The following is a 22,569-nucleotide window of genomic DNA, read 5'->3' on the forward strand; positions in this document are numbered from 1 at the left end:
AATTATGATCAACGAAATTCTTAAAGACGCTGAAGAACGCATGAGTAAAGCGGTTTCTTCTGTTGAATCTGCATTCAAAAAAATTCGTACCGGGCGTGCACACCCGAGCATTCTAGATTCTGTTAAAGTGAACTATTACGGTTCTGAAACGCCGTTAAGCCAGGTGGCAAATATAACGGTTGAAGATGCGCGTACTTTGGGCGTGTCTCCTTGGGAAAGTAACTTGGTTCCTGAGATCGAAAAAGCCATTATGAAATCCGATTTGGGTTTGAACCCTGCGACGAATGGCAGCTTGATTCGTATTCCTATGCCTGCTTTGACAGAAGAAACGCGCCGTAATTACTTCAAACAAGCGAAATCAGAAGCGGAAAACGGTCGTATCGCGATTCGTAATATTCGCCGTGATGCTAATGGCAGTTTGAAAGATTTGGTTAAAGAAAAAGAGATATCTGAAGACGACGATCGCCGTGGTCAGGATCAAGTGCAAAAAATCACAGATAAATACGTTGCTTTGGTTGAAGAACGTCTTGCTGCGAAAGAAAAAGACTTGATGGAAATCTAAATAAAAAGGGTGGGCCTAGCTCACCCTTTTTATTGGCTAAGGTAGATATATGTCGAAATTGACAGGATCAGGGACGTGTTCTGATGCCATCCCTCGCCATATTGCCATTATTATGGATGGCAATAACAGATGGGCGAAAAAAAGATTCCTGCCTAGTATAGCAGGGCATACCGCCGGAGCTTCTGCGGTTCGTCGAGCGGTAGAAATGGCGGCGAAAGCGGGTATTCAAGTGCTTACCTTGTTTGCTTTTTCGAGTGAAAATTGGAAGCGCCCACAAGCAGAAGTGGATGCTTTGATGGGCTTGTTTATGCGCTCTCTTAAAAAAGAGGTGAAGCGTCTAAATGAACATCAGATTTGCCTGCGAATTGTCGGAGATTTGTCTGCGTTTAGCGATAAACTCCAACGACAGATAAAAGAGACAGAGGCACTAACCTCTAAAAATACAGGGATGGTTCTTGTTGTGGCGGCCAATTATGGCGGTCGCTGGGACATTGCACAGGCGGCTAAAAAAGTGGCTTGTCAGGTCGCAGAGGGCAAAATTTCAGCGGATGATGTTGATGAAGAGATGCTGGCTCAACATATGCAGTTGGCCGATCTTCCTCCTCCTGATTTATTGATTCGTACTTCAGGGGAAGAACGTATAAGTAATTTTTTATTATGGCAAACCGCGTATTCTGAGTTTGTCTTCCTTTCGGTGTTATGGCCGGATTTTGATCAATTGCATTTTGATGAAGCCATTCAGCTTTATCAAAAACGCCAACGTCGCTATGGTGGTCGATAATTCATGTTACTCCCTCGTATTCTCAGTGCCATCGTGATGGTCGTTTTGTTTGTTTGTGCTGTTTTTGTTTTAGAAAAAACAGGTTTTATGTTGGCTATGGGTGGTGTTGTGCTGCTGGCTGGCTGGGAATGGGCTAGATTATCAGGTGTTAAAGCGGCACTTTCTCGTGTCGCTTTTGCGTTGTTGGTGGGGGCGTTGTGCTTTTTGACATACCAACAAGGTTTTCAGCAACACATCTTGTACGCCGCGCCTGTTTTATGGTTGATGGCCTTATATTGGGTGGTAAGTTATCCGTCTATGAAAGGATGGCGTTACCAATCAGGTCGTTTGCTATTTGGTCTGCTTATTCTCATCACGACTTGGGCTTCCTTAGTGGTTTTAAAACAATCCAATAACTTTGTTGTTTGGGTGCTCTTGTTGATGGGGCTTATCTGGGGAGCGGACTCTGGCGCTTATTTTTCTGGCAAAGCGTTTGGTAAAAACAAGCTTGCTCCACACGTTAGCCCAGGCAAATCTTGGGAAGGTGTGATTGGTGGCTTGGTCTTTACTCAGATTGGTCTTGTGGTGTTTTCTTACATGGTGCATTTCTCTTTGGTGCAGTGGCTTGTGTTAGCGGCAATCGGCTTGTTGACTGTGGCTGTGTCTGTGTTGGGCGACCTGACAGAGAGTTTGTTTAAACGTCATGAGTCGCTAAAAGATTCCAGTCGTTTAATTCCTGGGCATGGTGGGGTGATGGATCGTGTTGATAGCTTGACGGCCGCCGCGCCAGTGTTTGTTCTTCTGCTTAGTGTGTTTGGGTGGTTATGATGCAAGGCATTTGTCTACTTGGTGCGACCGGTTCGATAGGGCAAAGTACGCTGGATATTATTGAACAGCACCCTGAGAAATTTAAATTGGTTTGTGCGTCGGCGCACTCAAGTGTGGCGAAAATGGCGGATATCTGCCGCCGCTTTCAACCCAGTCGTGTGGTTATGGGCTCTTTGTCAGCACGTGATGAACTTGCTGCCTTGTGTCCTGATTTGCCTATTTCTTTTGAATGGGGTGATGAGGCCTTAGAGGACATTGCCGCCGATGCGCAAGTAGACCAAGTAATGGCGGCTATTATGGGGTTTGCTGGACTGAAGCCGACCTTATCGGGCATTCGCGCCAAGAAACGTATCTTGCTGGCTAATAAAGAGTCTTTAGTCACCGCGGGTCAGTTATTTATGGATGAAGTTGCGCGCCACGATGTGCTGCTACTGCCGATAGATAGCGAACATAATGCCATCTTTCAAAGCCTTCCTCAGCATGCCCAAGGGGCTCATAAAAAACACGTCAGCAAATTGTTGTTAACCGCGTCTGGTGGGCCGTTTCGTTCTTGGTCTTTGGATGAGATGCGCAAGGTGACGCCTGAGCAGGCGTGTAAGCACCCAAATTGGTCGATGGGGCAGAAGATATCCATTGACTCAGCTTCTTTGATGAACAAGGGGCTAGAGCTGATTGAGGCGTGCTGGTTGTTTGGTGTAACGCCTGCGGATGTTGATGTGGTGGTTCACCCCGAAAGTATAGTTCACTCTATGGTGTCCTATTTGGACGGTAGTGTGATTGCGCAGATGGGCAATCCTGATATGAAAATCCCTATTGCGTATGGCATGACCTGGCCAAATAGAATCGAAACCTCGGTGCCTCCGCTGGATTTAGTGTCCATTGCCGCATTGAATTTTGAAGCCCCAGATTTAGCGCGTTTCCCCAACCTTAAGCTGGCTGCAGACGCTTGGTACGCAGGCGGGACAGCCATGGCGACGCTCAATGCCGCAAACGAAGTCGCGGTGGCCGCCTTTCTTGAAAGAAAAATTGGATTCCTTGATATCGCAACGATTAATGGCGCGGTATTAAATCAGCTGGAGAGTTGCCCAGTGACCTCGCTTGATGTGGTGTTTGAGGCGGATCGTATGGCGCGACAAGTGACCACAAACATTATTAATAAGAAGGATTGGGTGTGATTCAGGATATTCTTTCCATTGTTGTAGCGCTGGGTGTGTTGATTACTTTTCATGAGTTTGGCCATTTTTATGTCGCGCGTAAATGCGGTGTGAAAGTGTTGCGTTTTTCGGTCGGCTTTGGCAAACCCATTTATCGTTATGTTGGCAAAACAGGCACCGAGTTTACTCTGGCTATGATTCCTTTGGGCGGCTACGTCCGCATGTTGGATGAGCGTGAGGGAAATGTACCTGAAGCATTTAAATCGCAAGCATTTAATAACAAAACAGTGTGGCAGCGTATTGCTATTGTTGCGGCGGGGCCGATTGCCAATTTTATATTGGCGGTGATTATTTATGCGCTTGTGGCCTCGATGGGACTGCAAACATTGGCGCCAAAAGTGGGTCATATTACGCCAAATACACCACTGGCCGAGACCAATATCCAGCCTGGGGATGAGCTTTTATCCATCAATGGCTCGGCCGTTAGTTCGTGGGAAGATGTAAATTTAGTGTTAGCAGACTTGATTGGAACTAGCGGAACCATTACCGTTCGCTATCAGGAAGAATTAAGTAAAGAAAAAGAAACCGATTCAGTGACGTTGGATCGTTGGTTGAAAGGGCAAAATCCCAACAATTTGATTCAAGAGTTTGGGGTGAGACCTTGGCAACCAAAAGTGACGCCTGTGATTGCTCAAGTGGTCGAGAAGGGCGCGGCGGAAACGGCGGGCTTTAAGGTTGGTGATAAAGTCATAAAAGCCAATGGACAGTCCATAGACGATTGGGCGCAGTTTGTTACTTTTATTCAAAACCACCCTGGAAGTCGAGTCTCTGTTGTGGTCATGAGATCGGGTGAGCCTACTGTGTTAACGATAGTGCCGGGGTCAATAGAGCGCGGTAATGATATTGTCGGTTACGCTGGGTTGGCCGTTGTGCCACCTAAATTGGATGAGAGTGTGTTCCGAGAGCGTCACTTTGGTTTATTGGCGTCGCTGAACTACGGCGCACAGCAAACTTGGAAGATGACGGCGTTAACCGTTTCCTCTATCGGAAAAATGTTGCAAGGCCTGATCTCTATCGATAATTTGTCAGGTCCTATTACGATTGCCAAGGTTGCTAGTGCATCAGCAGATTCCGGGTTGCAATCATTTCTAAAATTTATGGCCTACCTTAGTGTCAGTTTAGGTGTGTTGAATTTGTTGCCTATTCCTATGTTGGATGGCGGTCATTTAATGTTTTTTGGCGTCGAGGCGATTCGTCGTAAGCCAGTCTCTGAAAAAATCCAGAGTATGGCTTATCGGGTGGGCGCTTCATTATTGTTTACCTTAATGGCCATAGCCATTTTTAACGATATTGCCCGTTTGTAGTGAGGTATATATGAAGGTCGTTTCAGCAGTACTGCTGGCTTTGATAAGCGTGCAAAGTGTCGCTAAAAATATAGAAGATGTGCGGATTGATGGTTTAGTACAAATGCCATCATCAAGAGCGTTTGATGTAATTGGTTTTGAGCAAGGGCAGCCTTACAACTCTGATAAAGTGTATCAGGCGATTACTGCGTTGTTTGGAACTGGGTATTTTAGCAATGTTGATGTCTATGAAGAGAAAGATGTTTTAACGTTTAAGGTGGATGAAAGACCGTCTATTGGGGATTTGACCATAGATGGCAATGATTTGATCAAAACAGAAGACCTTAAGCGTGGCTTAAAACTGTCTGGTTTGGAAGTTGGTGAAATCTACAAACCTGAAACACTGAATAAAATCCAACAAGAGCTACAGCGTCAGTATTATGCGTTAGGGCGTTACGGCGCCACTGTGGATGTCTCCATAAAAGACATGCCGCGTAATCGAGTTCGTGTTGCGATTAAGATAGATGAAGGCAAAACGGCCAAAATTGTTCACATTAATATCGTAGGCAACCATGCGTTCAGTGATGAAGAGTTAACCAAAGACTTTCAGTCAGGAGAGGAAGGCGCTTCTTGGAACCCCTTCAGCTCAGCAGATGAGTACAGCAAGGCCAAATTACAAGGCGATCTTGATACCTTAAAAAGCTTTTATCTTGATCACGGCTATTTAGATTTCAATATTGAGTCGAGCCAGGTTAGTTTGTCGCCCGACAAACGCGATGTCTATGTCGTGGTTAATGTGGATGAAGGCAAGCCTTATACCATCAATAATGTGTCACTCAGTGGTAGTCTGCCTATTTCAGAAGATTTGGTGTGGAAAAAAATCGATCAGAAAAAAGGCGATGTTTTTTCTCGTAGCCAAGTAACGACCATTATCGATAATATTTCAGCGGAATTGGGTGACCATGGTTACCTGTTCACCAACGTTAATTTGATTCCTGAAAAATTAAAAAACCATACGGTTAATTTAACCTATCAAATTACCCCAGGGCCAAAAGTCTACGTACGTCGCATTGTTTTTAGCGGTAACAGCGAAACGCAAGACGAAGTGTTGCGTCGTGAAATGACACAATTTGAAGGCGCACTGGCAACGCACTCTAAAATCCAAGCCTCTAAGCGTCGTCTTGAGCGTTTGGGGTTCTTTAGTAAAGTCGATTTGAAAACACGTCGTGTCCCTGGCACAACCGACCAAGTGGATTTGGATGTGTCGGTTGAAGAGCAGGCGTCAGGCAGTATTCAGGCGAGTATTGGCTTCTCTGATTCCGATGGGTTGATTCTAGGTTTTGGTATTTCTAAGTCCAACTTTATGGGAACGGGGAATAAGCTGGCCTTTAACGCTACCCGCGCCAGCAGTTATACCGATTACACCATTAGTTATACCGATCCGTACTTTACGGTGGATGGCGTGAGTCGTGGGGCGAAAGTCTATTATCAAAGTAGTGATTACGACGACGATGATATCGAGGATTACCAACTGGATAAAATCGGTGCTGGCCTTACCTATGGTTACCCGATATCCGATACGCAGCGCATTACTTTTGGCGCGACAGTGCAGCAGACATCCATTAATTTAAGTGATGATCCATCGCTTGAAACAAGTGACTTTGTTGATACGAATGGCGATAGCTTTACCGATTTGATTGCTTCTATCTCATGGAGTGACAGCGATTTGATTGGTGGTGTGCTGCCGACTAATGGTTATTCAACCAGTGCAAGCTTGCAAGTGTCTACGCCTGGCAGTGATCAGCAATATTTCAAAGTCGGTTTGACGTCGCAAAAATATTGGAACATCCAAAACTCTAACCTTTGGTTATTCCATGTGAAAGGTCGTGCAGGTTACGGTAATGGTTATGGCAGCACAGAATATTTGCCATTTTATGAAAACTATTATGCCGGTGGTACTGGATCAGTACGTGGTTACAGCTCTTCATCATTAGGGCCGAAAAACTCCTATGACTCTGATAGTGATAATGACAGTGAGGCTATGGGCGGTAATATCCTAATGACAGGTACGGCAGAGATTATTTTCCCAATGCCTATGGTGGAGGATCATAAGTCGGTACGAACCTCTATTTTCTTGGATGCAGGTAACGTATTTACTGACTCTTGTTACTCGGTCAGCACCAACTGTACGGAAGGTGTGGATCTTGCGGATCTGCGTTACAGCATTGGTTTTAGTTGGACGTGGATTACTCCGATTGCGCCGTTATCATTTAACTTGGCGAAAGCCTTGAATGCACAAAGTGGCGATGACACAGATGTATTCCAGTTTCAGTTAGGAACGACTTTTTAACGTTAAATAAGAACGCATAATAAAGGAATAGAATATGAAAAACCTACTAGGTGCTCTCATTGGTTTTATGTTGATTGGCAGTGTGCACGCCAATGAGGTCGCTGTTGTCGATTTTCGTGCTGCTTTATTGCAAAGCGCGATCGGGCAAAAAGAGGCCGTAGAGCCGAAAAAACAAGTCGCTGAAATGGATGCCCGTTTAAAAAGCGAACAAGAAAAACTGAAAAAAATGGCCAACGATTTAAAACGTGACGAATTGACATTGGCGCCAGAAGATTTAAAGAAACGTCGTATTGAACTGGCGCAGCGTCAAAATCAAGTTCGTAATATGGCCGCTGGCATGCAGCGCCAAGCGAAACAGCTTGAACAGAATTTGATTAAGACGCTGACGCCAAAAGGTGAAGTTGCGTTAAAAGAAATCATCAAAGAGCGTAAATTAGACTTGGTGCTAAACCGAGAGTTGATTATTTATGCGAAGGCAGATGCCGACATTACAAAAGAACTGATTGATCGAATGAATAAGGGAAAATAAAGCATGGAATATACTCTAGCCCAGTTAGCAGAAAAGGTTCAGGGTAGAGTAAAAGGCGACCCCGAGTTAAGGATTGACGGATTAGGGACGCTTGAAAATGCTCAGTCACATGAAATTGGTTTTTTAGCGAACCCTAAATATAAAAGCCAGTTGGCGACAACATCCGCGGGCGCGGTGTTGGTAAGAAGTGATGAGCTGGCGTCGGTATTAGATAATGCCATCATAGTTAAAAACCCTTACCTGGCGTTTGCAGCTCTGAGCCATTTGTTTGTTCCCGCTACTCAGAAATGGGTAGGGATGGACGCAAGTTGTGTTATTTCTGATAGCGCTACCATTGCGGATAATGTCGTGCTTGCCCCCAATGTGGTTATCGATGATGACGTCGTTATTGAAGCAGGTTGTGTGATTGGCGCGGGGACGGTTATCGGTCGCGGCGTTCGAATTGCTGAAAAATGCCTTATTTACCCTAATGTTACTCTTTATCACGATGTTATAATTGGCTCAGATTGTATTGTTCATAGCGGTGTGGTGATTGGCGCAGATGGTTTTGGTTTCGCACCGACAAAAGACGGTTGGGAAAAAATCAATCAGCTTGGTTCAGTAGAAATTGGTAATCGAGTAGAAATTGGCGCTAACACGACGATTGATCGTGGTGCAATTGAGAATACAAAAATCGGTGATGGTGTTAAAATCGATAACCAGGTTCAAATTGCTCATAATGTTGTAATTGGGGATAATACCGCGATTGCAGGATGTGCCGCGATTGCTGGAAGCACTAAAATAGGCTCTTTTTGCACAATCGCAGGAGGAGTAGGCATAGTTGGTCATTTGACGATAACAGACTGTGTGCATATTACGGCGATGAGTTTGGTAAGTAAGTCAATTCTTAAAGAAGGGTCATATTCTTCTGGAACAGGATTAGAACCGACGGATAAATGGCGACGTTCGGCGGCTAGACTAAGAAGAATCGATGATATGGCAAAGCAAATCTCAAAACTGGAACAACAAGTTAATAAGCTTTTAACAAAAGGTTGATGCTAAATGATTATGGACGTAAAAGAAATCCGTAAATACTTACCCCATAGGTACCCATTTTTACTGGTAGATCGAGTTATTGAGATTAATCTAAATGATTCTATTGTCGCTTATAAAAACGTAACAGTGAACGAACCTTTCTTTACAGGTCATTTCCCAGATCACCCAGTTATGCCTGGTGTGTTGATTATTGAAGCCATGGCGCAAGCTGCGGGTATACTGGGCTTCAAAACAATGGATAAAACGCCTGAAGATGGTTCTATCTATTATTTCGTTGGATCTGACAAGGCGCGATTTAAACGTCCTGTTGTTCCTGGTGATAGACTACAATTAGAAGCCAAGATCATTACTGAAAAACGTGGTATTTGGAAATTCGAATGTAAAGCAACCGTCGATGGCGAGCTTGCTTGTTCCGCAACTATTATGTGTGCAGACAGGAAATTATAGTGACGATACACCCAACAGCTTTAGTTGACCCAAAAGCAGAACTGGATTCCAGCGTTGAAGTTGGCCCTTTTTCTGTGATTGGACCTCATGTAAAGATTGGCGCGGGTAGCGTTATTAAATCTCATGTGGTGATCAATGGTCATACGACGATTGGTTGCCATAATGAAATTTATCAGTTTGCTTCTATTGGTGAAGCAAACCAAGACAAAAAGTACAAAGGCGAGCCAACAAAGCTAATCATTGGCAATCATAATAGTATTCGTGAAAATGCGACCATTCATCGTGGTACTGTTCAGGATAATGGTTTGACCCAGATAGGCGACCATAACTTGTTCATGGCAAGCACTCATACTGGTCATGATTGTATTGTTGGTAATAATAATATCTTTGCGAACTACGCGGCGCTTGCAGGCCACGTAAAAGTGGGAGATTTTGTTATTTTAGGCGGCTACACAGGGATTCATCAGTTTTGCCAAGTGAATTCATACAGCATGTGCGGTATGGGTTCTATGGTGGCTAAAGATGTTCCTCAGTTTATGATGGTTTCTGGAAGCCCAGCCAAAGCCCATGGTATGAATTTTGAGGGGATGCGCCGTAGAGGTTTATCTCCTGAGGTTATCAAGGCTCTGCGAAAAGCGTATAAGACGATCTATCTAAAAGGAATGACTTTAGAGCAGGCGTTAACTGAGCTTGAAGGCAGTGCTATTTACGATATACCTGAAGTGACCAACTTTGTTTTGTCTATCCGTCGCTCTGAACGCGGCATTGTTCGTTAAACATTGTTCGCTAGACATTGTTAGAGAAAACCCCGGACTATTTCGGGGTTTTTTTATTACTCAAAATGGAAGAAATTGAATGGCGGTGACGCGTTATGTTCTCGTGGCAGGAGAGGCTTCAGGCGATATTCTCGGCGCCAATCTTATTGCCCACCTTAAAATGTTACAACCAGACGCTGTCTTTGAAGGCATTGGTGGTCCATTAATGCAAGCGCAAGGCTTGACGAGTATGGTGCCAATGGAGCGCCTTTCTGTCATGGGGCTGGTAGAGGTGTTAGGACGTTTGCGTGAGCTTCTCGGCATCCGTAAACAGTTGTACCAAGCTTGTCTGGCTCACCCTCCAACGGCGTTTATCGGGATAGACTCCCCAGATTTCACTATTCCATTAGAAAAAAAGCTAAAAGAAGCGGGCATTAAAACGGTCCATTACGTGAGTCCATCGGTTTGGGCTTGGCGTCAAAAACGGATTTTCAAAATCAAAAAATCTGTTGATCTTATGTTGGCTTTGTTTCCATTTGAACTGCCTATCTATCATCAGCACAATATCCCTGTGGTTTGTGTTGGTCATACATTGGCGGACGATATTCCCTTAGAAAGCAGTGCAGAAGACGCAAGAAAGGCATTGGCGCTTCCGGTTATGAAAGGGCCTGTGTTCGGCATATTACCGGGGTCACGAGGCGGTGAAGTTGCCAAATTAGCCCCTTTGTTTATTGAGACGATGAAGCTTATTAAGCAGCAGCAACCTGACGCGCAGTTTTTGATTCCTGCGGCGAACCAAGAGCGCAAACAGCAAATTGAAACCTTGTTGCAAGAAGCCAACGCAGAAGCGGTGTTGATTGATGGGCAATCGCGTACCGTCATGGCGGCGAGTGACGCGGTATTATTAGCGTCGGGTACTGCTGCGTTAGAGACCATGCTGGTCAAACGACCTATGGTGGTTGCGTATCGGTTTAGTGCGTTGACTTACGCTATCATGTCGAGAATGCTGAAAGTGCCTTATGTGTCTTTGCCTAATCTATTGGCGAATGATGCGCTTGTGCCAGAATTGATTCAGGATCAAGCAACGCCTGCTAATCTTAGTCGTCGCTTATTGCAAACTTGGCAGTCCTTTATGGGAGATCATAATATCCAAGCTCGTTATCAGGAGTTGCATCGAATGTTGCGCAAAAATGCCGGCGAAACGGCGGCCCAGGCAATTGTTGATATGGTTGAAGGGAAGCGTTAATGGAACCCTTTGTGAGTAGTGTGTATTTTGGTGATTTGCTTGCTGGTGCGGACGAAGCAGGACGCGGCCCTCTGGCGGGCGATGTGGTTGCAGCAGCGGTGATTTTAGACCCTAACAAGCCTATCGCAGGGTTGGCAGATTCAAAAAAATTGACCGAAAAAAAACGAGAAGCCTTGTTTGTTGAAATTCAAGAAAAGGCCTTAGCGTATGCGGTGGCGAGCGCCAGTATTGAAGAAATAGATCAGCTTAATATTTTGCACGCCAGTATGCTGGCGATGAGTCGTGCCGTGAATCAGCTGTCGGTCAGAGCAGAACATGTTTTGATAGATGGCAATCGAGTGCCCAAGGATTTGCCTTGTCCAGCAGAAGCCGTAGTGAAAGGGGATGCGCGTCATGCCGCTATCTCGGCCGCGTCTATTTTAGCAAAAGTGACACGCGACAGAGACATAGTCAAAATGGCGGCGCAATATCCGCAATACGGATTTGAAAAGCATAAAGGCTACCCGACCGCACAGCACCTTGCGGCTTTAGAGTTATATGGCATTACCCCTATTCATAGGCGCACCTTTGGCCCTGTGAAGAAATTTTTAGAAGGTTAATATTTTGTCCACATCGTTTATCCATTTACGTGTTCATACCGAGTTTTCTCTAGTTGATGGCTTGGTAAAAGTGAAAGGCTTATTGGGCACGACTGAAAGCATGTCGATGCCAGCTGTCGCGATCACAGATGAGAATAATTTGTGTGGCTTTGTGCGCTTCTATAAAGGCGCGATGGACAAAGGGATTAAGCCCATTTGTGGCGCGGATGTCGTGTTAGAAGAAGATGAGAAGGTTGAAGACCGTTCTCGTTTGACGCTGCTTGCGATGTCGAATGAAGGCTATAAGAATATCATCAAGGTGATTTCTAAAGGCTACCAATTGGGGCAGGTTGAAGGTCGTCCGATTATTAAGCGCGCTTGGATTGAAGCGCATAGCGACGATGTCATTGCCTTATCTGGTGCTCGTGAAGGTGATATTGGTAAGTTGCTAGAAAAAGGGCATCCAGAGGAAGCCAAGCAACAGTTGGCGTATTGGATGTCGGTTTTCCCTAACCGTTTCTATGTTGAGTTACAACGAACCAGTCGTTCAGGTGAAGAGCGCTTTATCCATCAGGTTGTCCCCATTGCCGCTGAACTAGGGTGTCCTGTTGTTGCGACCAACGATGTACGCTTTTTGAAACGTGGAGATTTTGAAGCCCATGAGGCACGAGTGTGTATTCATGATGGCGTTACTTTGGATGATCCACGTCGCAAGCGTCGCTATTCAGAAGAGCAATACTTTAAAACCGCTGAAGAAATGGAAGCCCTGTTTGAAGACATTCCTGAGGCGCTAGAAAATACCGTTGAAATAGCCAAGCGCTGCAGTGTTGATGTGCTGCTTGGTAAATACTTTTTGCCAGATTTTCCGGTGCCTGAAGGCATGACGATGGAAGACTTTTTCAAAAAGATCTCCTACGACGGACTTCAAGAACGTTTTGATTTTCTGGTGAATAAATATGGCGATCGCATTGAAAAGCGCCGCCAAGAATATTGGGATCGTCTTGATTTCGAATTGAATATCATCAACCAAATGGGATTCCCTGGTTATTTCCTTATCGTTATGGATTTTATTCAGTGGGCGAAAGATAACGACATTCCCGTTGGGCCTGGGCGAGGGTCCGGTGCCGGTTCTTTGGTGGCCTACGCGCTTAAAATCACCGATTTGGATCCACTTGAATACGATTTGCTGTTCGAGCGATTCTTGAACCCAGAGCGTGTCTCCATGCCCGATTTCGATATCGACTTTTGCATGGATAACCGTGACCGAGTGATTGATTATGTATCAAGAACATACGGTCGAGATGCGGTATCGCAGATTATTACGTTTGGTGCGATGGCCGCGAAGGCGGTAGTACGAGATGTGGCGCGGGTGCAAGGTAAACCCTATAGCCTTGGCGATAAACTGTCTAAGTTGATTCCTTTTGAAATTGGCATGACGCTGAAAAAAGCGTTGGAAGAAGAACCCGCGTTGCCTGAGTTTTTGGCTGGGGATGAGGACGCAGCAGAAGTCATGGAAATGGCTTTTTCCCTTGAAGGCGTTGTGCGTAACTTTGGTAAACACGCCGGTGGTGTGGTGATAGCGCCGACCAAGTTGACCGATTTTTCGCCTTTGTATTGTGAAGAAGACGGTTCCGGTTTGGTGACTCAATACGATAAAAATGACGTTGAGGAAGCGGGCCTAGTTAAGTTCGACTTCTTGGGGCTGAAAACGCTGACCGTAGTGGATTGGGCGGTTAAGAATATTAATCAGATCCATGAGGTTGCGGGTAAGCCTCCTCTCGATATTGCCTTAATCGATCTTGAAGATAAGTCCGTGTATGACTTGTTACAACGGGCGGAAACGACGGCGGTGTTCCAGCTGGAATCCCGTGGCATGAAAGAGTTGATCAAGAAGCTATTGCCATCGCGTTTTGAAGATATTATCGCCTTGGTAGCCTTGTTCCGTCCGGGGCCTTTGGGGTCCGGCATGGTAGATGACTTCATCAACCGTAAGCATGGCCGAGCCGAGTTGGCTTTCCCACATCCTGATTATCAACATGAAGACCTTATTCCGGTTCTGGAACCTACGTACGGTATTATTTTGTACCAAGAGCAGGTTATGCAGATCGCTCAGGTGTTGGCAAAATTCTCACTGGGTGGCGCCGATTTGTTGCGTCGAGCAATGGGTAAGAAAAAAGCCGAAGTTATGGCTGAGCAGCGCTTAATCTTTATGGAAGGCGCGCTGAAAAACAATGTTGATAAAGAGTTGTCCGGTAATATCTTTGACTTGATGGAGAAGTTTGCCGGCTACGGGTTTAACAAGTCTCACTCGGCGGCTTATGCCTTGGTGTCTTACCAAACCGCTTGGTTGAAAAAACATTATCCTGCGCCCTTTATGGCTGCCGTGTTGTCGGCGGATATGCAAAACACGGACAAGATCGTTATTTTCATCGAAGAATGTCGTTCGATGAAGTTGCCATTAGAATTGCCGAATGTGAATATGTCGGTTTATAAGTTTACCGTGACACCAGCCGGCGAGATTGTCTATGGTTTAGGGGCGATCAAAGGGGTGGGTGAAGGCCCGATTGAGGCGATTGTTGAGGCGCGTAAAGATGGGCCGTTTGAGCACATTTTTGACTTTTGCCAGCGGGTCGGTCGCAAGGTTAACAAGCGTGTAATGGAAGCGTTAGTGCGTTCAGGAGCGTTTGATACGATAGGGCCAAATCGAGCGACCTTGTTTGCTTCGATTGACGGCGCCTTGAAAAGAGCAGACCAAGCCGCAAAAAGTAAAGATGCAGGCATGATGGATCTGTTTGGTATTGCAGTTGAAGAACCAACGGAGAATGCCTACGATGAAATTGGTATTCAACACGAGTGGTCTGGACGTCAGCGTTTAGATGGTGAAAAAGACACATTGGGTCTTTATGTCACAGGTCACCCGATTGATGAATACGAAAAAGAAATTCGTCGTTTTGCGCGTTCTCGTATCGTTGATTTGCAGCCAAAGCGTGGCGATACACAGGTCATGGCGGGGTTGATTGTTGATTTACGGATTACCAAAAGTAAAAAAGGTGGAAACATCGCTTTTGTGACTTTGGATGATCGTTCGGCGCGCATTGAGGTGACGGTATTCCCTGATAGCTACGAAGCCTTAAAAGGCGTCATTGTAAAAGATGAAGTCGTGGTGGTTGAAGGGGAAATCAATGTCGATGAGTTCCGAGGCGGGCAAAAGGTTATCGCGCGCAATATATTCGATATTCCTCAAGCTCGTGTTCGTTATGTCGAAGCCTTACGTATTACATGGAGTGAAGAAACAGTAACGACCAGAGCGATTCAAGAGCTGGCCAAATACATGGAACCATTTCGAGGGAACGGATGTGATGTAGTGATAGGGTTCGATACGGATCAAGCGCATGGAGATATTCGTTTAGGGTCAAATTGGAAGATTTTACCCAATGACGAATTAATTCATGAACTTCAGAAACAATACGGTAAACAAAATGTTCAGCTAGTGTATACTTAGCCTCATTTTATAATTTGTACAAAAGAGCGTTGCGAGAAGCGGCGCCGACAGAGCAGATGGCAAAATGTCTTTTGCCTTGTATTTGATGGCAACCAAACAGCAGTGTAATTAAACATGAATTTAGATTATCTCCCATTTGAGCAGCCGATTGCTGAACTCGAACAAAAAATTGAAGAGTTACGTTTAGTCGGTAACGATAACGAGCTCAATATTAGTGACGAAATTAGCCGCCTTGAAGACAAGAAAGTCGCGCTTATTAAAAGTCTTTTTAGTAATCTAGGTGCTTGGGAAGTGTCGCAACTTGCGCGCCACCCAAAGCGTCCGTACACGTTAGATTACATTAAACACGTTTTCACAGACTTTGAAGAAATGCATGGTGACCGTCATTACGCGGATGATCGTGCCATTGTCGGCGGTATCGCACGACTAGAAGGTCGCCCTGTGATGGTTATTGGTCACCAAAAGGGTCGTGAAGTAAAAGAAAAAGTGCTTCGCAACTTTGGTATGCCGCGTCCAGAAGGTTACCGTAAAGCGTTGCGTTTAATGGAAACGGCAGAGCGCTTTAAGTTGCCAATCATTACGCTAATTGACACACCTGGGGCATACCCAGGTATAGGTGCAGAAGAACGTGGTCAAAGTGAGGCGATTGCCTTTAACCTTGCGGCCATGTCTCGTCTTAAAACACCGATTATCTCTACCGTTATTGGTGAAGGTGGTTCTGGTGGCGCATTGGCCATTGGTGTGTGTGATGAGCTTATGATGCTGCAATACGGCACCTATTCTGTTATTTCTCCAGAAGGCTGTGCTTCTATTCTTTGGAAGAGTGCTGAGCGCGCTTCTGATGCCGCGAAAGCGATGGGCATCACAGCGGATCGTCTAAAAGAACTTGGTTTTGTTGATACTATCATCAAGGAGCCAATGGGCGGTGCACACATTGCTCACGAGCAAATTGCACAAAGCTTAAAAGAAAACGTATTGGCTGCGTTGGCGCGTTTGGATGAATTAACAAGCGAAGAGCTGCTGGCTCGACGTTACAACCGTCTGATGTCTTACGGTTTATAATCGTTTAACGCCTTACGGCTTATAATAGTCATACCGGTGATCAAAGGCCTCCTATTTTTAGGGGGCTTTTTTGTTTATAGATAAGGCTGCTCCGGTATAGTATTCCCTTCATACCTATATAAGAGATGACTTTAATTTCGATTATGCCTGCTTATTCTTCATTACCACCGATTTTATCGACTCACCCGTTGAGCTTTCACCCTGACTGGATTCGCGCTTTATTTGAGGGTGATGGCCTAATTTGGGTCGGATTCAGTGGCGGTGTTGATTCTCATGTCTTGCTCCATGCGTTGGCGACCGCCTTGAATGCGGAACAAAAAGAAAAGTTAGTGGCGATACATGTGCATCACGGCTTGAGTGCGAATGCAGAGGATTGGCTGAATCATTGCCAGGCTATTTGCCAAGGGTTAAACGTGCGGTTTGTGGCGAAGCGAGTGGTGCTCGGCGAGCAGGCGTCAATAGAAGACGCGGCACGAAAAGCCCGCTACGCGGCTTTTGAAGAAGAGCTTAATCCAGCCGACGTTTTTCTCATGGCACATCATGCAGGAGATCAAGCTGAGACTGTATTGTTTCGCTTATTGCGAGGGACGGGTGGCAAAGGTCTGTCTGGTATCCCCGCAGTGCGTTCATTAGGTCAAGCGACGCTAATACGGCCACTTTTGGCCACTCCCAAAGCTTGCATAGTGGCGTACGCTAAAGAACATGGCTTGTATTGGGTGGAAGACGAATCCAACGACGATGAAAGATTTACACGAAACTTTATTCGTCATCGAATACTCCCCACATTAGAAATACGCTTCCCTAAAATGGAACAAAGCATAGGCTTGACTGCGCAACGGGTGGCAACAGACTACAGTATGCTTGCCGAGTTTTCGGCAAAGCAATTGGTCGACTGGTGTGATGCATTTGGTGGTTTAATACTGCAACACCTAACAGCCATGCCAGAAGAAAAACGCTTATTTTGGTTGCGTCATTTTCTACAAGAGAAACGAGTGTCATTGACACATACCCAGTTAGAAAGTGTTGCGGCTATGGTGTTTGGGGAAGATCATAAGCAACCAGAATTTTGTTTCGCATCAGGACGTATTATGCGCCATCAAGGTGTTGTTTATGTGTTGCCAAAAGAGCGTCCTGTGCAGCTTGGGGAGTTGATTTCAGGGGTGCCGTTAACACGCGATTTTGATCAGTTATTGGTTGAAGGTCGTGGGTGCTTTTCCCTACGTGAACGCCCCCAAGGTGCCACCCTTTTGCTGGCTAATGGTCATCGGCGAAAACTCAAGAAGTGGCTGAATGATCAGAAGGTGCCAAGCTGGTGGCGAGAGCATTTACCTTATCTCTATTTGGACGATGAGCTGATTGCAATTGGTTCATTATGGCGTCACCCTAGTTACCTTGATATAAAGTTTGATTGGCGCGCAAACGAAACGCTGCCTTTTCCTTTAGGTTAACCTTCTGCAGAATGAGAAAATGATGAAAATTGCGATATTAGACGATTATCAAAATGTCATAAAAGACCTGGCATGTATGTCTTTATTACAGGCTCATGACGTGACTATCATCAGTGATATTTTAAGCCAAGAAGAAAAAATACGAGCCCTTCAAGACATTGAGGCCGTGGTGCTGATTCGAGAGAGAACCACGGTCGATGAGGCTTTTTTGGCCGCTTTGCCCAAGCTTAAAGTGATCAGCCAGACTGGCAAAATCAGTCATCACCTGGACGCGGAGGCCTGTCAGAAAAGAGGCGTTACCGTGTTAGAAGGTGTTGGTTCTCCAGTGGCGCCTTCAGAGCTTTGTTGGGCGCTTGTGATGGCGGCGTCACGCCATATTGTTCCTTATGCCAGTCAGCTCGGTGCAGGACAATGGCAATCCTCAGGCTCGTTAGGGTTGGGGCGAACGCTTGAGGGTTTAACATTTGGTATCTGGGGTTTTGGTAAAATTGGTCAGCGGGTCGCTCGCTATGCCAGCGCCTTTGGTATGAAGGTGCTGGTGTGGGGCAGTGATGCCTCTCGTCAAAAAGCGCTAGCAGAAGGGTATACAGCAGCGTCCTCTAAAGCGATGTTTTTTGCGCAAAGTGATGTTTTGTCGCTGCATTTAAGGTTGCATGACAGCACCAGAGGCATAGTGACAAAAGACGATTTAGGGCAAATGAAACAAGACGCCTTGTTGGTTAATATCAGTCGAGCTGAATTGCTGGAGCAAGGGGCATTAGTCGAGGCTTTGCGTGCCGGTGCTCCTGGATTTGCAGCCATTGATGTGTTTGAGCAAGAGCCTGTGATGGCTGACTCTGAGCCTTTATTGTCCTTGCCCAATGTCTTGGCGACGCCACACATTGGCTATGTGGAGAAAAACAGCTACGAGCTTTATTGTCGAGTCGCGTTTGAAAATCTAGCCGCGTACGCTGCTGGGTAAACGTCATTGCGCCCGAGTTTTTAAAAGGGCGCAGTAGCGCGTTAGTTTTGTATTTTTTAGCGTCTGTTTGCGGTGTTTTGGCATCGCTTTATGAGGCAGTATAAGGTGAGGTACGATGTTACAAACCATCTCTTTTGCAGGGTTAGAGTTTAGCCCATTGGTTATTCTTCTTCCTATCGCCTTTTGTTTGGTGGCGTGCACTCGGTTTATTTTACATTGGCTTCATCTTCGAGAACGAATCTGGAAAGTCGCTTGGTTTGAGGTGGCTTTGTTCTTTTGTTATTTGGCGGCAACGGTTTATTTATTGGGTGGAAGATAAGGTTTATGATGAAAACAGTGCGCGTGCTTATAACGTTGTTGGTGATTTTGGTGGCCGGAGTCGCAGGGTCTTGGGTTTGGAATGATTACATGCATTCACCTTGGACACGAGATGGCCGAGTTCGAGCGGATATTATCACTGTGGCACCAGATGTGTCGGGGTGGGTAACTAAGCTTAATATTCATAATGACCAGCCAGTTAAAAAAGACCAGTTGCTGTTTGAAGTAGACCCATTGCGTTATCAAGCTGCGTTAGCCAAAAGTGAAGCGACGGTTGAAACAGAAAAGTACGCGCTGGCGTTAGCGAAACACAAATACGAGCGTCGTAAGCAGTTGGTCAAAACGAACTCAATTAGCTTAGAAGATTTAGAAGTGGCTCGGATTAATACCAAGGTGGCAGAAGCCAATTATAAATTGGCACAAGCAGAGCTTGAAACCGCCAAATTGAATCTTGAAAGAACGGCCGTTTATGCTCCTGAATCTGGCGATATTATTAATTTGAATTTACGCCAAGGCAATTATGTTAAACAGGGTTCGTCTGTACTGGCCATTGTAAAAGCCAATTCTTTTTATGTGACTGGGTATTTTGAAGAGACCAAATTGCCTTTAATTCACCTTGGTCAAAAAGCAAAGGTGACCTTGTTAGGTGGGGGTAAGGCGCTCGCCGGTGAGGTTGTTAGTGTAGGGCGAGCGATTGCTAATACCAACACACAAAGCAACAATCAATTACTTCCTCAGATCCAGCAAACCTTTAACTGGGTACGGTTGGCGCAGCGTATCCCTGTGGATATTAAGCTTGATTCGATTCCTCAAGGCGTTCAACTCAGTGCCGGTATGACAGTCTCTATTCATCTGTCTGAACAGTAGGCCATAGCATGGGCGTTGTTTTTCGAGCTCTATTCTTGCCTGAGCGTTATGCGGTTATCTTTGCGCTAAAAGGTGTGATTGCGATGGCAATGGCGTTGACCATTGCCATGTATCTTAATCTTGATAGACCTTATTGGGCGTTGATTTCAGCGGTTTTTCTACAGATGCGTCCAGAAGGCGGTTTGGTGATTGAAAAAGCCGTCTGCCAAATCGCCGGCACGCTTGTGGGGGGCGTCGTTGGTATTGTGATCTTGAGTTATTTCATGCCATACCCCTATTTGGCGATTGGCATTGTCACCTTGTGGCTTGGTATTAACTCCGCTTTGTCAGCCATGGTTAGACAGGCGAATTTTATTTATGGCTTTGCGATGGCGGGAGTCACCGCAGAAATCATCGTGTTATTGGTGATGGTGTCTCCGACCACTGCAGACAGCCAGGCCGTATTTAATGTGGCGCAAGCGCGAGTGAGTGAAATTGTATTGGGCTCGATTTGTGCGGCTGTGGTTAGTCACCTTTTTTGGCCGGTGAAGGTGAGGCACAGTTTGCAGGCGCAATCGCGCTCTGTGATTAACCAAACGCTGAGTTATTTGGTGGCCGAATTAGACCCCGCCGGGTCCCATGAAAAGCGTCACCAGCACATTGATAGCATCATGCAAACGTTGAGCTTGGTAAGTGATGATTCGAGCGCTGTGTCTTATGAAGGGCCAGAAGGGCCTGGGAGAGCGCGAGCGGCGAATCAAATCAGCCATAAAATCTTGTCCTTGCTGGCGGTGATACAAATCTTTGGTCGTTTGCAGCGCCAGCATCCAGAAATGATAACCCCTGCCCTGAGTGAATTGTTAGATCAACTGAGAGCGGCGTTTACCGCTATTGCTGACTCGAATGATTTTGATGATTGCTATGAGCAAGTAAGGGCGTTACGTAAGACGATTTTAGAGCTTCGTCAGCAGCCTAATAATGATCGACCGTTTGAAGCAAGAATGCTGACGGTAGGCTTGGATTTGACCGCTGATTTGACGGTTCTGCTGCGTGCGTTCCGTGCTCTTGAAAGTCGTGATAGTAGCTTGCTCAAGGCGCCTAGTGCTCATACCCATAGAGATCCTTTGGTTGGTCTGGTGACAGGCGTAAGAACCGGTGTGATCTTCTTGGTGGGCGCTTTTATCTGGATCAATACTGGGGCCAGCGCGGCCTTAATGATTATGATTTTGCCCGCTATTTTCTCCATCATGTTAGCGCGTTTACCGCGGATGATTCTGAGAGTTGTCTTGCAGCGTATTTTGATTGGCGTGCTGGTTGCTGTGCCCGTGGCTATTTTTTATGCGCTGAATCTCTTGGCGCAAAGTTCTGGGCAGCTGGAAGTGTTGTTGCTGGTGCTGGCGGCGCCGTATTTTATTGGTTTATTGGCTTTAGCCAAACGTGAAACATTGCCTTATGGGTTGGGCTTTTGTATTCCATTTAGTATTTTAGTGCGTCCGAGTATGGACATGTCACTGGCGTTTTCTGTGGATTATACCTTAAGCTCCGCGATGGCCATCTTTGTGGGTGTGTGCATCTTGTATTGGGTATTTGAGCTTATTGAGGGGCCAAGTAACCAGCTGTTGGTGCGTCGATTGTTTAAAGCGACGACCGCAGATTTGGCAGAATTAAAGAGCAAAGATAACCCCAGCGATTGGTTTAATTGCAGGATGGAAGATCGTTTGTTGCGGCTGATTAATTACGATCAACGTTCAACGACTCGGGTTGTAACTGACTTAGGGTTAACTGGTCTAAACCTTGGTCATGTCTCGATTAAATTGCACTCCTTGTGCGAAGGCATTGCGGGTGGGAATTTAAAGGCTGTGGATGCGTGGCAAGCGGCGTTAGCTAAGACGTTTATGTTGGCCACCAAAGGGCAGATGACAGAGGAGTTTGAAAACGCCTGTAGCCTTGTCCATAGCGAGCTTGTTGAACGAGTAGGAAATACCCCTCAGACAGAGATGATTCAAGGGATGTTTCAACGCATAAGCCTCTCTTTGAAGCGCAGTGCAGCGATTGTCGCCGAGGAGAAAGGGTAAGACCGCGCGCATTGTTTGCTGGGTTTAATTTTCCTCGACTCTGTCGCTGTGCTGTCATTACACCGTTAAATACCAGTCGGCGCCAGATTTGCTGGCGAGCACTGTGTGAGCGTTGAGAGAATCGCTTTGCTGAATTCTCGCCATCGCTTGTTCATGGGTAAAGCCCCATGCTTTCATATGTCGTTTGGCGAGTTGTTCAATGGCAAGTTCTAGTGGGGTGTCCAAAAACCAGTGCTGATCGAGTAAATCAGCGCATCCTTGCCAACCGTCTTTATCGTGCAGCAGGTAGAGTCCTTCAATAAGGATGATCTTTGCTTCTTTGGGGATCCGTATGTCATTGTCAACGGGGTCCCCTAGCTGATGATCAAAACTTGGCCATCTGGTATCTTGTTGTTGATACAGCGCTTTTAGAGTGCGCGTTTTGTTCATAAACGCAGCGCAGTCAAACGTCCAAGGTGCGCCCCGTTTGGCAAAGGCTTCAGTGGCATTTGGCCATTGTTTTAGGGTTTGTTTTGGAAAATGAAAACCGTCCATAGATAGGCAGACCACTTGGTTAGGGTGTAACTCCTCCATTCTTGCGCTTAAATAGGTAGCAAGCGTGCTTTTGCCTGAGCCAGGGCCTCCTGTTAAACCAATAAGAGAGCGCGTAGGTTTTGTTAATAAAGCCTCAAGTTTTTTGATTGCTTGCTCTACATCGCTTGAGTAAGCATATAAGTTATGAAGTTGTTCTGGGCTCATGGTGTGCTCCTAATGGGTAACCTTGTAGGAAG

The 22,569-nt window shown here is 45.9% G+C and carries 20 protein-coding genes; 19 read left to right on the forward strand and 1 reads right to left on the reverse strand.

What is annotated here, in order from left to right; translation table 11 throughout:
* The first annotated feature begins 4 nt into the window (after positions 1 to 4).
* The 19 genes from frr to ACIGBN_RS02460 all read left to right on the forward strand — a co-directional run bounded on the left by frr (position 5) and on the right by ACIGBN_RS02460 (position 21,799).
* A complete protein-coding gene (gene frr / locus ACIGBN_RS02370; protein ID WP_133001647.1) occupies positions 5 to 562 on the forward strand; it encodes a ribosome recycling factor in 558 nt (185 codons plus the stop codon).
* A gap of 49 nt (positions 563 to 611) precedes the next feature.
* The gene (locus ACIGBN_RS02375; protein ID WP_133001646.1) at positions 612 to 1,343 is read left to right on the forward strand and encodes an isoprenyl transferase; all 732 of its coding nucleotides are present in this window, start codon (positions 612 to 614) and stop codon (positions 1,341 to 1,343) included.
* A gap of 3 nt (positions 1,344 to 1,346) precedes the next feature.
* Positions 1,347 to 2,150, forward strand: coding sequence for a phosphatidate cytidylyltransferase (locus tag ACIGBN_RS02380; protein ID WP_133001645.1), 804 nt, complete (start codon positions 1,347 to 1,349; stop codon positions 2,148 to 2,150).
* Positions 2,150 to 3,325 carry a 1-deoxy-D-xylulose-5-phosphate reductoisomerase gene (gene ispC, locus ACIGBN_RS02385; RefSeq protein WP_396663597.1) on the forward strand — a complete coding sequence of 392 codons (1,176 nt, stop codon included), beginning with the start codon at positions 2,150 to 2,152 and terminating at the stop codon, positions 3,323 to 3,325. The genes ACIGBN_RS02380 and ispC overlap by 1 nt, the downstream gene beginning before the upstream one ends.
* On the forward strand, positions 3,322 to 4,668 hold the full coding sequence (gene rseP, locus ACIGBN_RS02390; protein WP_396663438.1) for an RIP metalloprotease RseP: 1,347 nt from the start codon (positions 3,322 to 3,324) through the stop codon (positions 4,666 to 4,668). The genes ispC and rseP overlap by 4 nt, the downstream gene beginning before the upstream one ends.
* Positions 4,669 to 4,678: 10 nt before the next feature.
* Positions 4,679 to 6,997 (forward strand): outer membrane protein assembly factor BamA, encoded by a 2,319-nt coding sequence (gene bamA / locus ACIGBN_RS02395; RefSeq protein ID WP_396663440.1) that lies wholly within the window; start codon positions 4,679 to 4,681, stop codon positions 6,995 to 6,997.
* A 34-nt stretch (positions 6,998 to 7,031) separates the two neighbouring features.
* Complete coding sequence (locus ACIGBN_RS02400) at positions 7,032 to 7,526, forward strand: OmpH family outer membrane protein (protein WP_133001642.1); 495 nt, start codon at positions 7,032 to 7,034, stop codon at positions 7,524 to 7,526.
* Between the two features lie 3 nt (positions 7,527 to 7,529).
* Positions 7,530 to 8,561, forward strand: a complete 1,032-nt coding sequence (lpxD, locus tag ACIGBN_RS02405) for a UDP-3-O-(3-hydroxymyristoyl)glucosamine N-acyltransferase (RefSeq protein WP_133001641.1) — start codon at positions 7,530 to 7,532, stop codon at positions 8,559 to 8,561.
* 6 nt (positions 8,562 to 8,567) lie between these two features.
* Positions 8,568 to 9,008 carry a 3-hydroxyacyl-ACP dehydratase FabZ gene (fabZ, locus tag ACIGBN_RS02410; RefSeq protein WP_133001640.1) on the forward strand — a complete coding sequence of 147 codons (441 nt, stop codon included), beginning with the start codon at positions 8,568 to 8,570 and terminating at the stop codon, positions 9,006 to 9,008.
* A complete protein-coding gene (gene lpxA / locus ACIGBN_RS02415; RefSeq protein ID WP_341562537.1) occupies positions 9,008 to 9,784 on the forward strand; it encodes an acyl-ACP--UDP-N-acetylglucosamine O-acyltransferase in 777 nt (258 codons plus the stop codon). The genes fabZ and lpxA overlap by 1 nt, the downstream gene beginning before the upstream one ends.
* A gap of 79 nt (positions 9,785 to 9,863) precedes the next feature.
* A complete protein-coding gene (lpxB, locus tag ACIGBN_RS02420; RefSeq protein ID WP_396663444.1) occupies positions 9,864 to 11,009 on the forward strand; it encodes a lipid-A-disaccharide synthase in 1,146 nt (381 codons plus the stop codon).
* Positions 11,009 to 11,608, forward strand: coding sequence for a ribonuclease HII (rnhB, locus tag ACIGBN_RS02425; RefSeq protein WP_396663446.1), 600 nt, complete (start codon positions 11,009 to 11,011; stop codon positions 11,606 to 11,608). The genes lpxB and rnhB overlap by 1 nt, the downstream gene beginning before the upstream one ends.
* Positions 11,609 to 11,612: 4 nt before the next feature.
* The gene (gene dnaE, locus ACIGBN_RS02430) at positions 11,613 to 15,089 is read left to right on the forward strand and encodes a DNA polymerase III subunit alpha (RefSeq protein WP_133001636.1); all 3,477 of its coding nucleotides are present in this window, start codon (positions 11,613 to 11,615) and stop codon (positions 15,087 to 15,089) included.
* A gap of 114 nt (positions 15,090 to 15,203) precedes the next feature.
* Entirely contained in the window at positions 15,204 to 16,151 is a 948-nt protein-coding gene (accA, locus tag ACIGBN_RS02435; RefSeq protein WP_133001635.1) for an acetyl-CoA carboxylase carboxyl transferase subunit alpha, read from the forward strand.
* A 125-nt stretch (positions 16,152 to 16,276) separates the two neighbouring features.
* Positions 16,277 to 17,599: a tRNA lysidine(34) synthetase TilS gene (tilS, locus tag ACIGBN_RS02440; RefSeq protein ID WP_396663449.1), complete on the forward strand. Its 1,323-nt coding sequence runs from the start codon at positions 16,277 to 16,279 to the stop codon at positions 17,597 to 17,599.
* A gap of 76 nt (positions 17,600 to 17,675) precedes the next feature.
* Positions 17,676 to 18,560, forward strand: a complete 885-nt coding sequence (locus tag ACIGBN_RS02445; protein ID WP_396663451.1) for a D-2-hydroxyacid dehydrogenase family protein — start codon at positions 17,676 to 17,678, stop codon at positions 18,558 to 18,560.
* A gap of 115 nt (positions 18,561 to 18,675) precedes the next feature.
* Positions 18,676 to 18,879: a DUF1656 domain-containing protein gene (locus ACIGBN_RS02450; RefSeq protein WP_133001633.1), complete on the forward strand. Its 204-nt coding sequence runs from the start codon at positions 18,676 to 18,678 to the stop codon at positions 18,877 to 18,879.
* Between the two features lie 5 nt (positions 18,880 to 18,884).
* The gene (locus tag ACIGBN_RS02455) at positions 18,885 to 19,745 is read left to right on the forward strand and encodes an HlyD family secretion protein (protein WP_133001632.1); all 861 of its coding nucleotides are present in this window, start codon (positions 18,885 to 18,887) and stop codon (positions 19,743 to 19,745) included.
* Positions 19,746 to 19,753: 8 nt separating this feature from the next.
* A complete protein-coding gene (locus ACIGBN_RS02460; RefSeq protein WP_133001631.1) occupies positions 19,754 to 21,799 on the forward strand; it encodes an FUSC family protein in 2,046 nt (681 codons plus the stop codon).
* Positions 21,800 to 21,856: 57 nt separating this feature from the next.
* Here the strand turns inward: ACIGBN_RS02460 and ACIGBN_RS02465 are convergent, their stop codons facing one another.
* Positions 21,857 to 22,537: a hypothetical protein gene (locus tag ACIGBN_RS02465; RefSeq protein WP_133001630.1), complete on the reverse strand. Its 681-nt coding sequence runs from the start codon at positions 22,535 to 22,537 to the stop codon at positions 21,857 to 21,859.
* Between the last annotated feature and the right edge of the window lie 32 nt (positions 22,538 to 22,569).

The sequence above is a fragment of the Marinomonas sp. NPDC078689 genome (assembly GCF_044542435.1).
In the GTDB taxonomy this organism is placed as follows: Bacteria; Pseudomonadota; Gammaproteobacteria; order Pseudomonadales; family Marinomonadaceae; genus Marinomonas; species Marinomonas arenicola.

Excerpts from the sequence above, each read along its gene's own strand:
- fabZ (WP_133001640.1), top strand. The coding sequence starts at position 8,568 with ATGATTATGGACGTAAAAGAAATCCGTAAATACTTACCCCATAGGTAC.
- lpxD (WP_133001641.1), top strand. The coding sequence starts at position 7,530 with ATGGAATATACTCTAGCCCAGTTAGCAGAAAAGGTTCAGGGTAGAGTA.
- ACIGBN_RS02400 (WP_133001642.1), top strand. The coding sequence starts at position 7,032 with ATGAAAAACCTACTAGGTGCTCTCATTGGTTTTATGTTGATTGGCAGT.
- rnhB (WP_396663446.1), top strand. The coding sequence starts at position 11,009 with ATGGAACCCTTTGTGAGTAGTGTGTATTTTGGTGATTTGCTTGCTGGT.
- ACIGBN_RS02445 (WP_396663451.1), top strand. The coding sequence starts at position 17,676 with ATGTCTTTATTACAGGCTCATGACGTGACTATCATCAGTGATATTTTA.
- ACIGBN_RS02465 (WP_133001630.1), bottom strand. The coding sequence starts at position 22,537 with ATGAGCCCAGAACAACTTCATAACTTATATGCTTACTCAAGCGATGTA.
- ACIGBN_RS02455 (WP_133001632.1), top strand. The coding sequence starts at position 18,885 with ATGATGAAAACAGTGCGCGTGCTTATAACGTTGTTGGTGATTTTGGTG.
- ACIGBN_RS02375 (WP_133001646.1), top strand. The coding sequence starts at position 612 with ATGTCGAAATTGACAGGATCAGGGACGTGTTCTGATGCCATCCCTCGC.
- ACIGBN_RS02460 (WP_133001631.1), top strand. The coding sequence starts at position 19,754 with ATGGGCGTTGTTTTTCGAGCTCTATTCTTGCCTGAGCGTTATGCGGTT.
- frr (WP_133001647.1), top strand. The coding sequence starts at position 5 with ATGATCAACGAAATTCTTAAAGACGCTGAAGAACGCATGAGTAAAGCG.
- tilS (WP_396663449.1), top strand. The coding sequence starts at position 16,277 with ATGACTTTAATTTCGATTATGCCTGCTTATTCTTCATTACCACCGATT.
- ACIGBN_RS02380 (WP_133001645.1), top strand. The coding sequence starts at position 1,347 with ATGTTACTCCCTCGTATTCTCAGTGCCATCGTGATGGTCGTTTTGTTT.
- bamA (WP_396663440.1), top strand. The coding sequence starts at position 4,679 with ATGAAGGTCGTTTCAGCAGTACTGCTGGCTTTGATAAGCGTGCAAAGT.
- ispC (WP_396663597.1), top strand. The coding sequence starts at position 2,150 with ATGCAAGGCATTTGTCTACTTGGTGCGACCGGTTCGATAGGGCAAAGT.
- accA (WP_133001635.1), top strand. The coding sequence starts at position 15,204 with ATGAATTTAGATTATCTCCCATTTGAGCAGCCGATTGCTGAACTCGAA.
- lpxB (WP_396663444.1), top strand. The coding sequence starts at position 9,864 with ATGGCGGTGACGCGTTATGTTCTCGTGGCAGGAGAGGCTTCAGGCGAT.
- ACIGBN_RS02450 (WP_133001633.1), top strand. The coding sequence starts at position 18,676 with ATGTTACAAACCATCTCTTTTGCAGGGTTAGAGTTTAGCCCATTGGTT.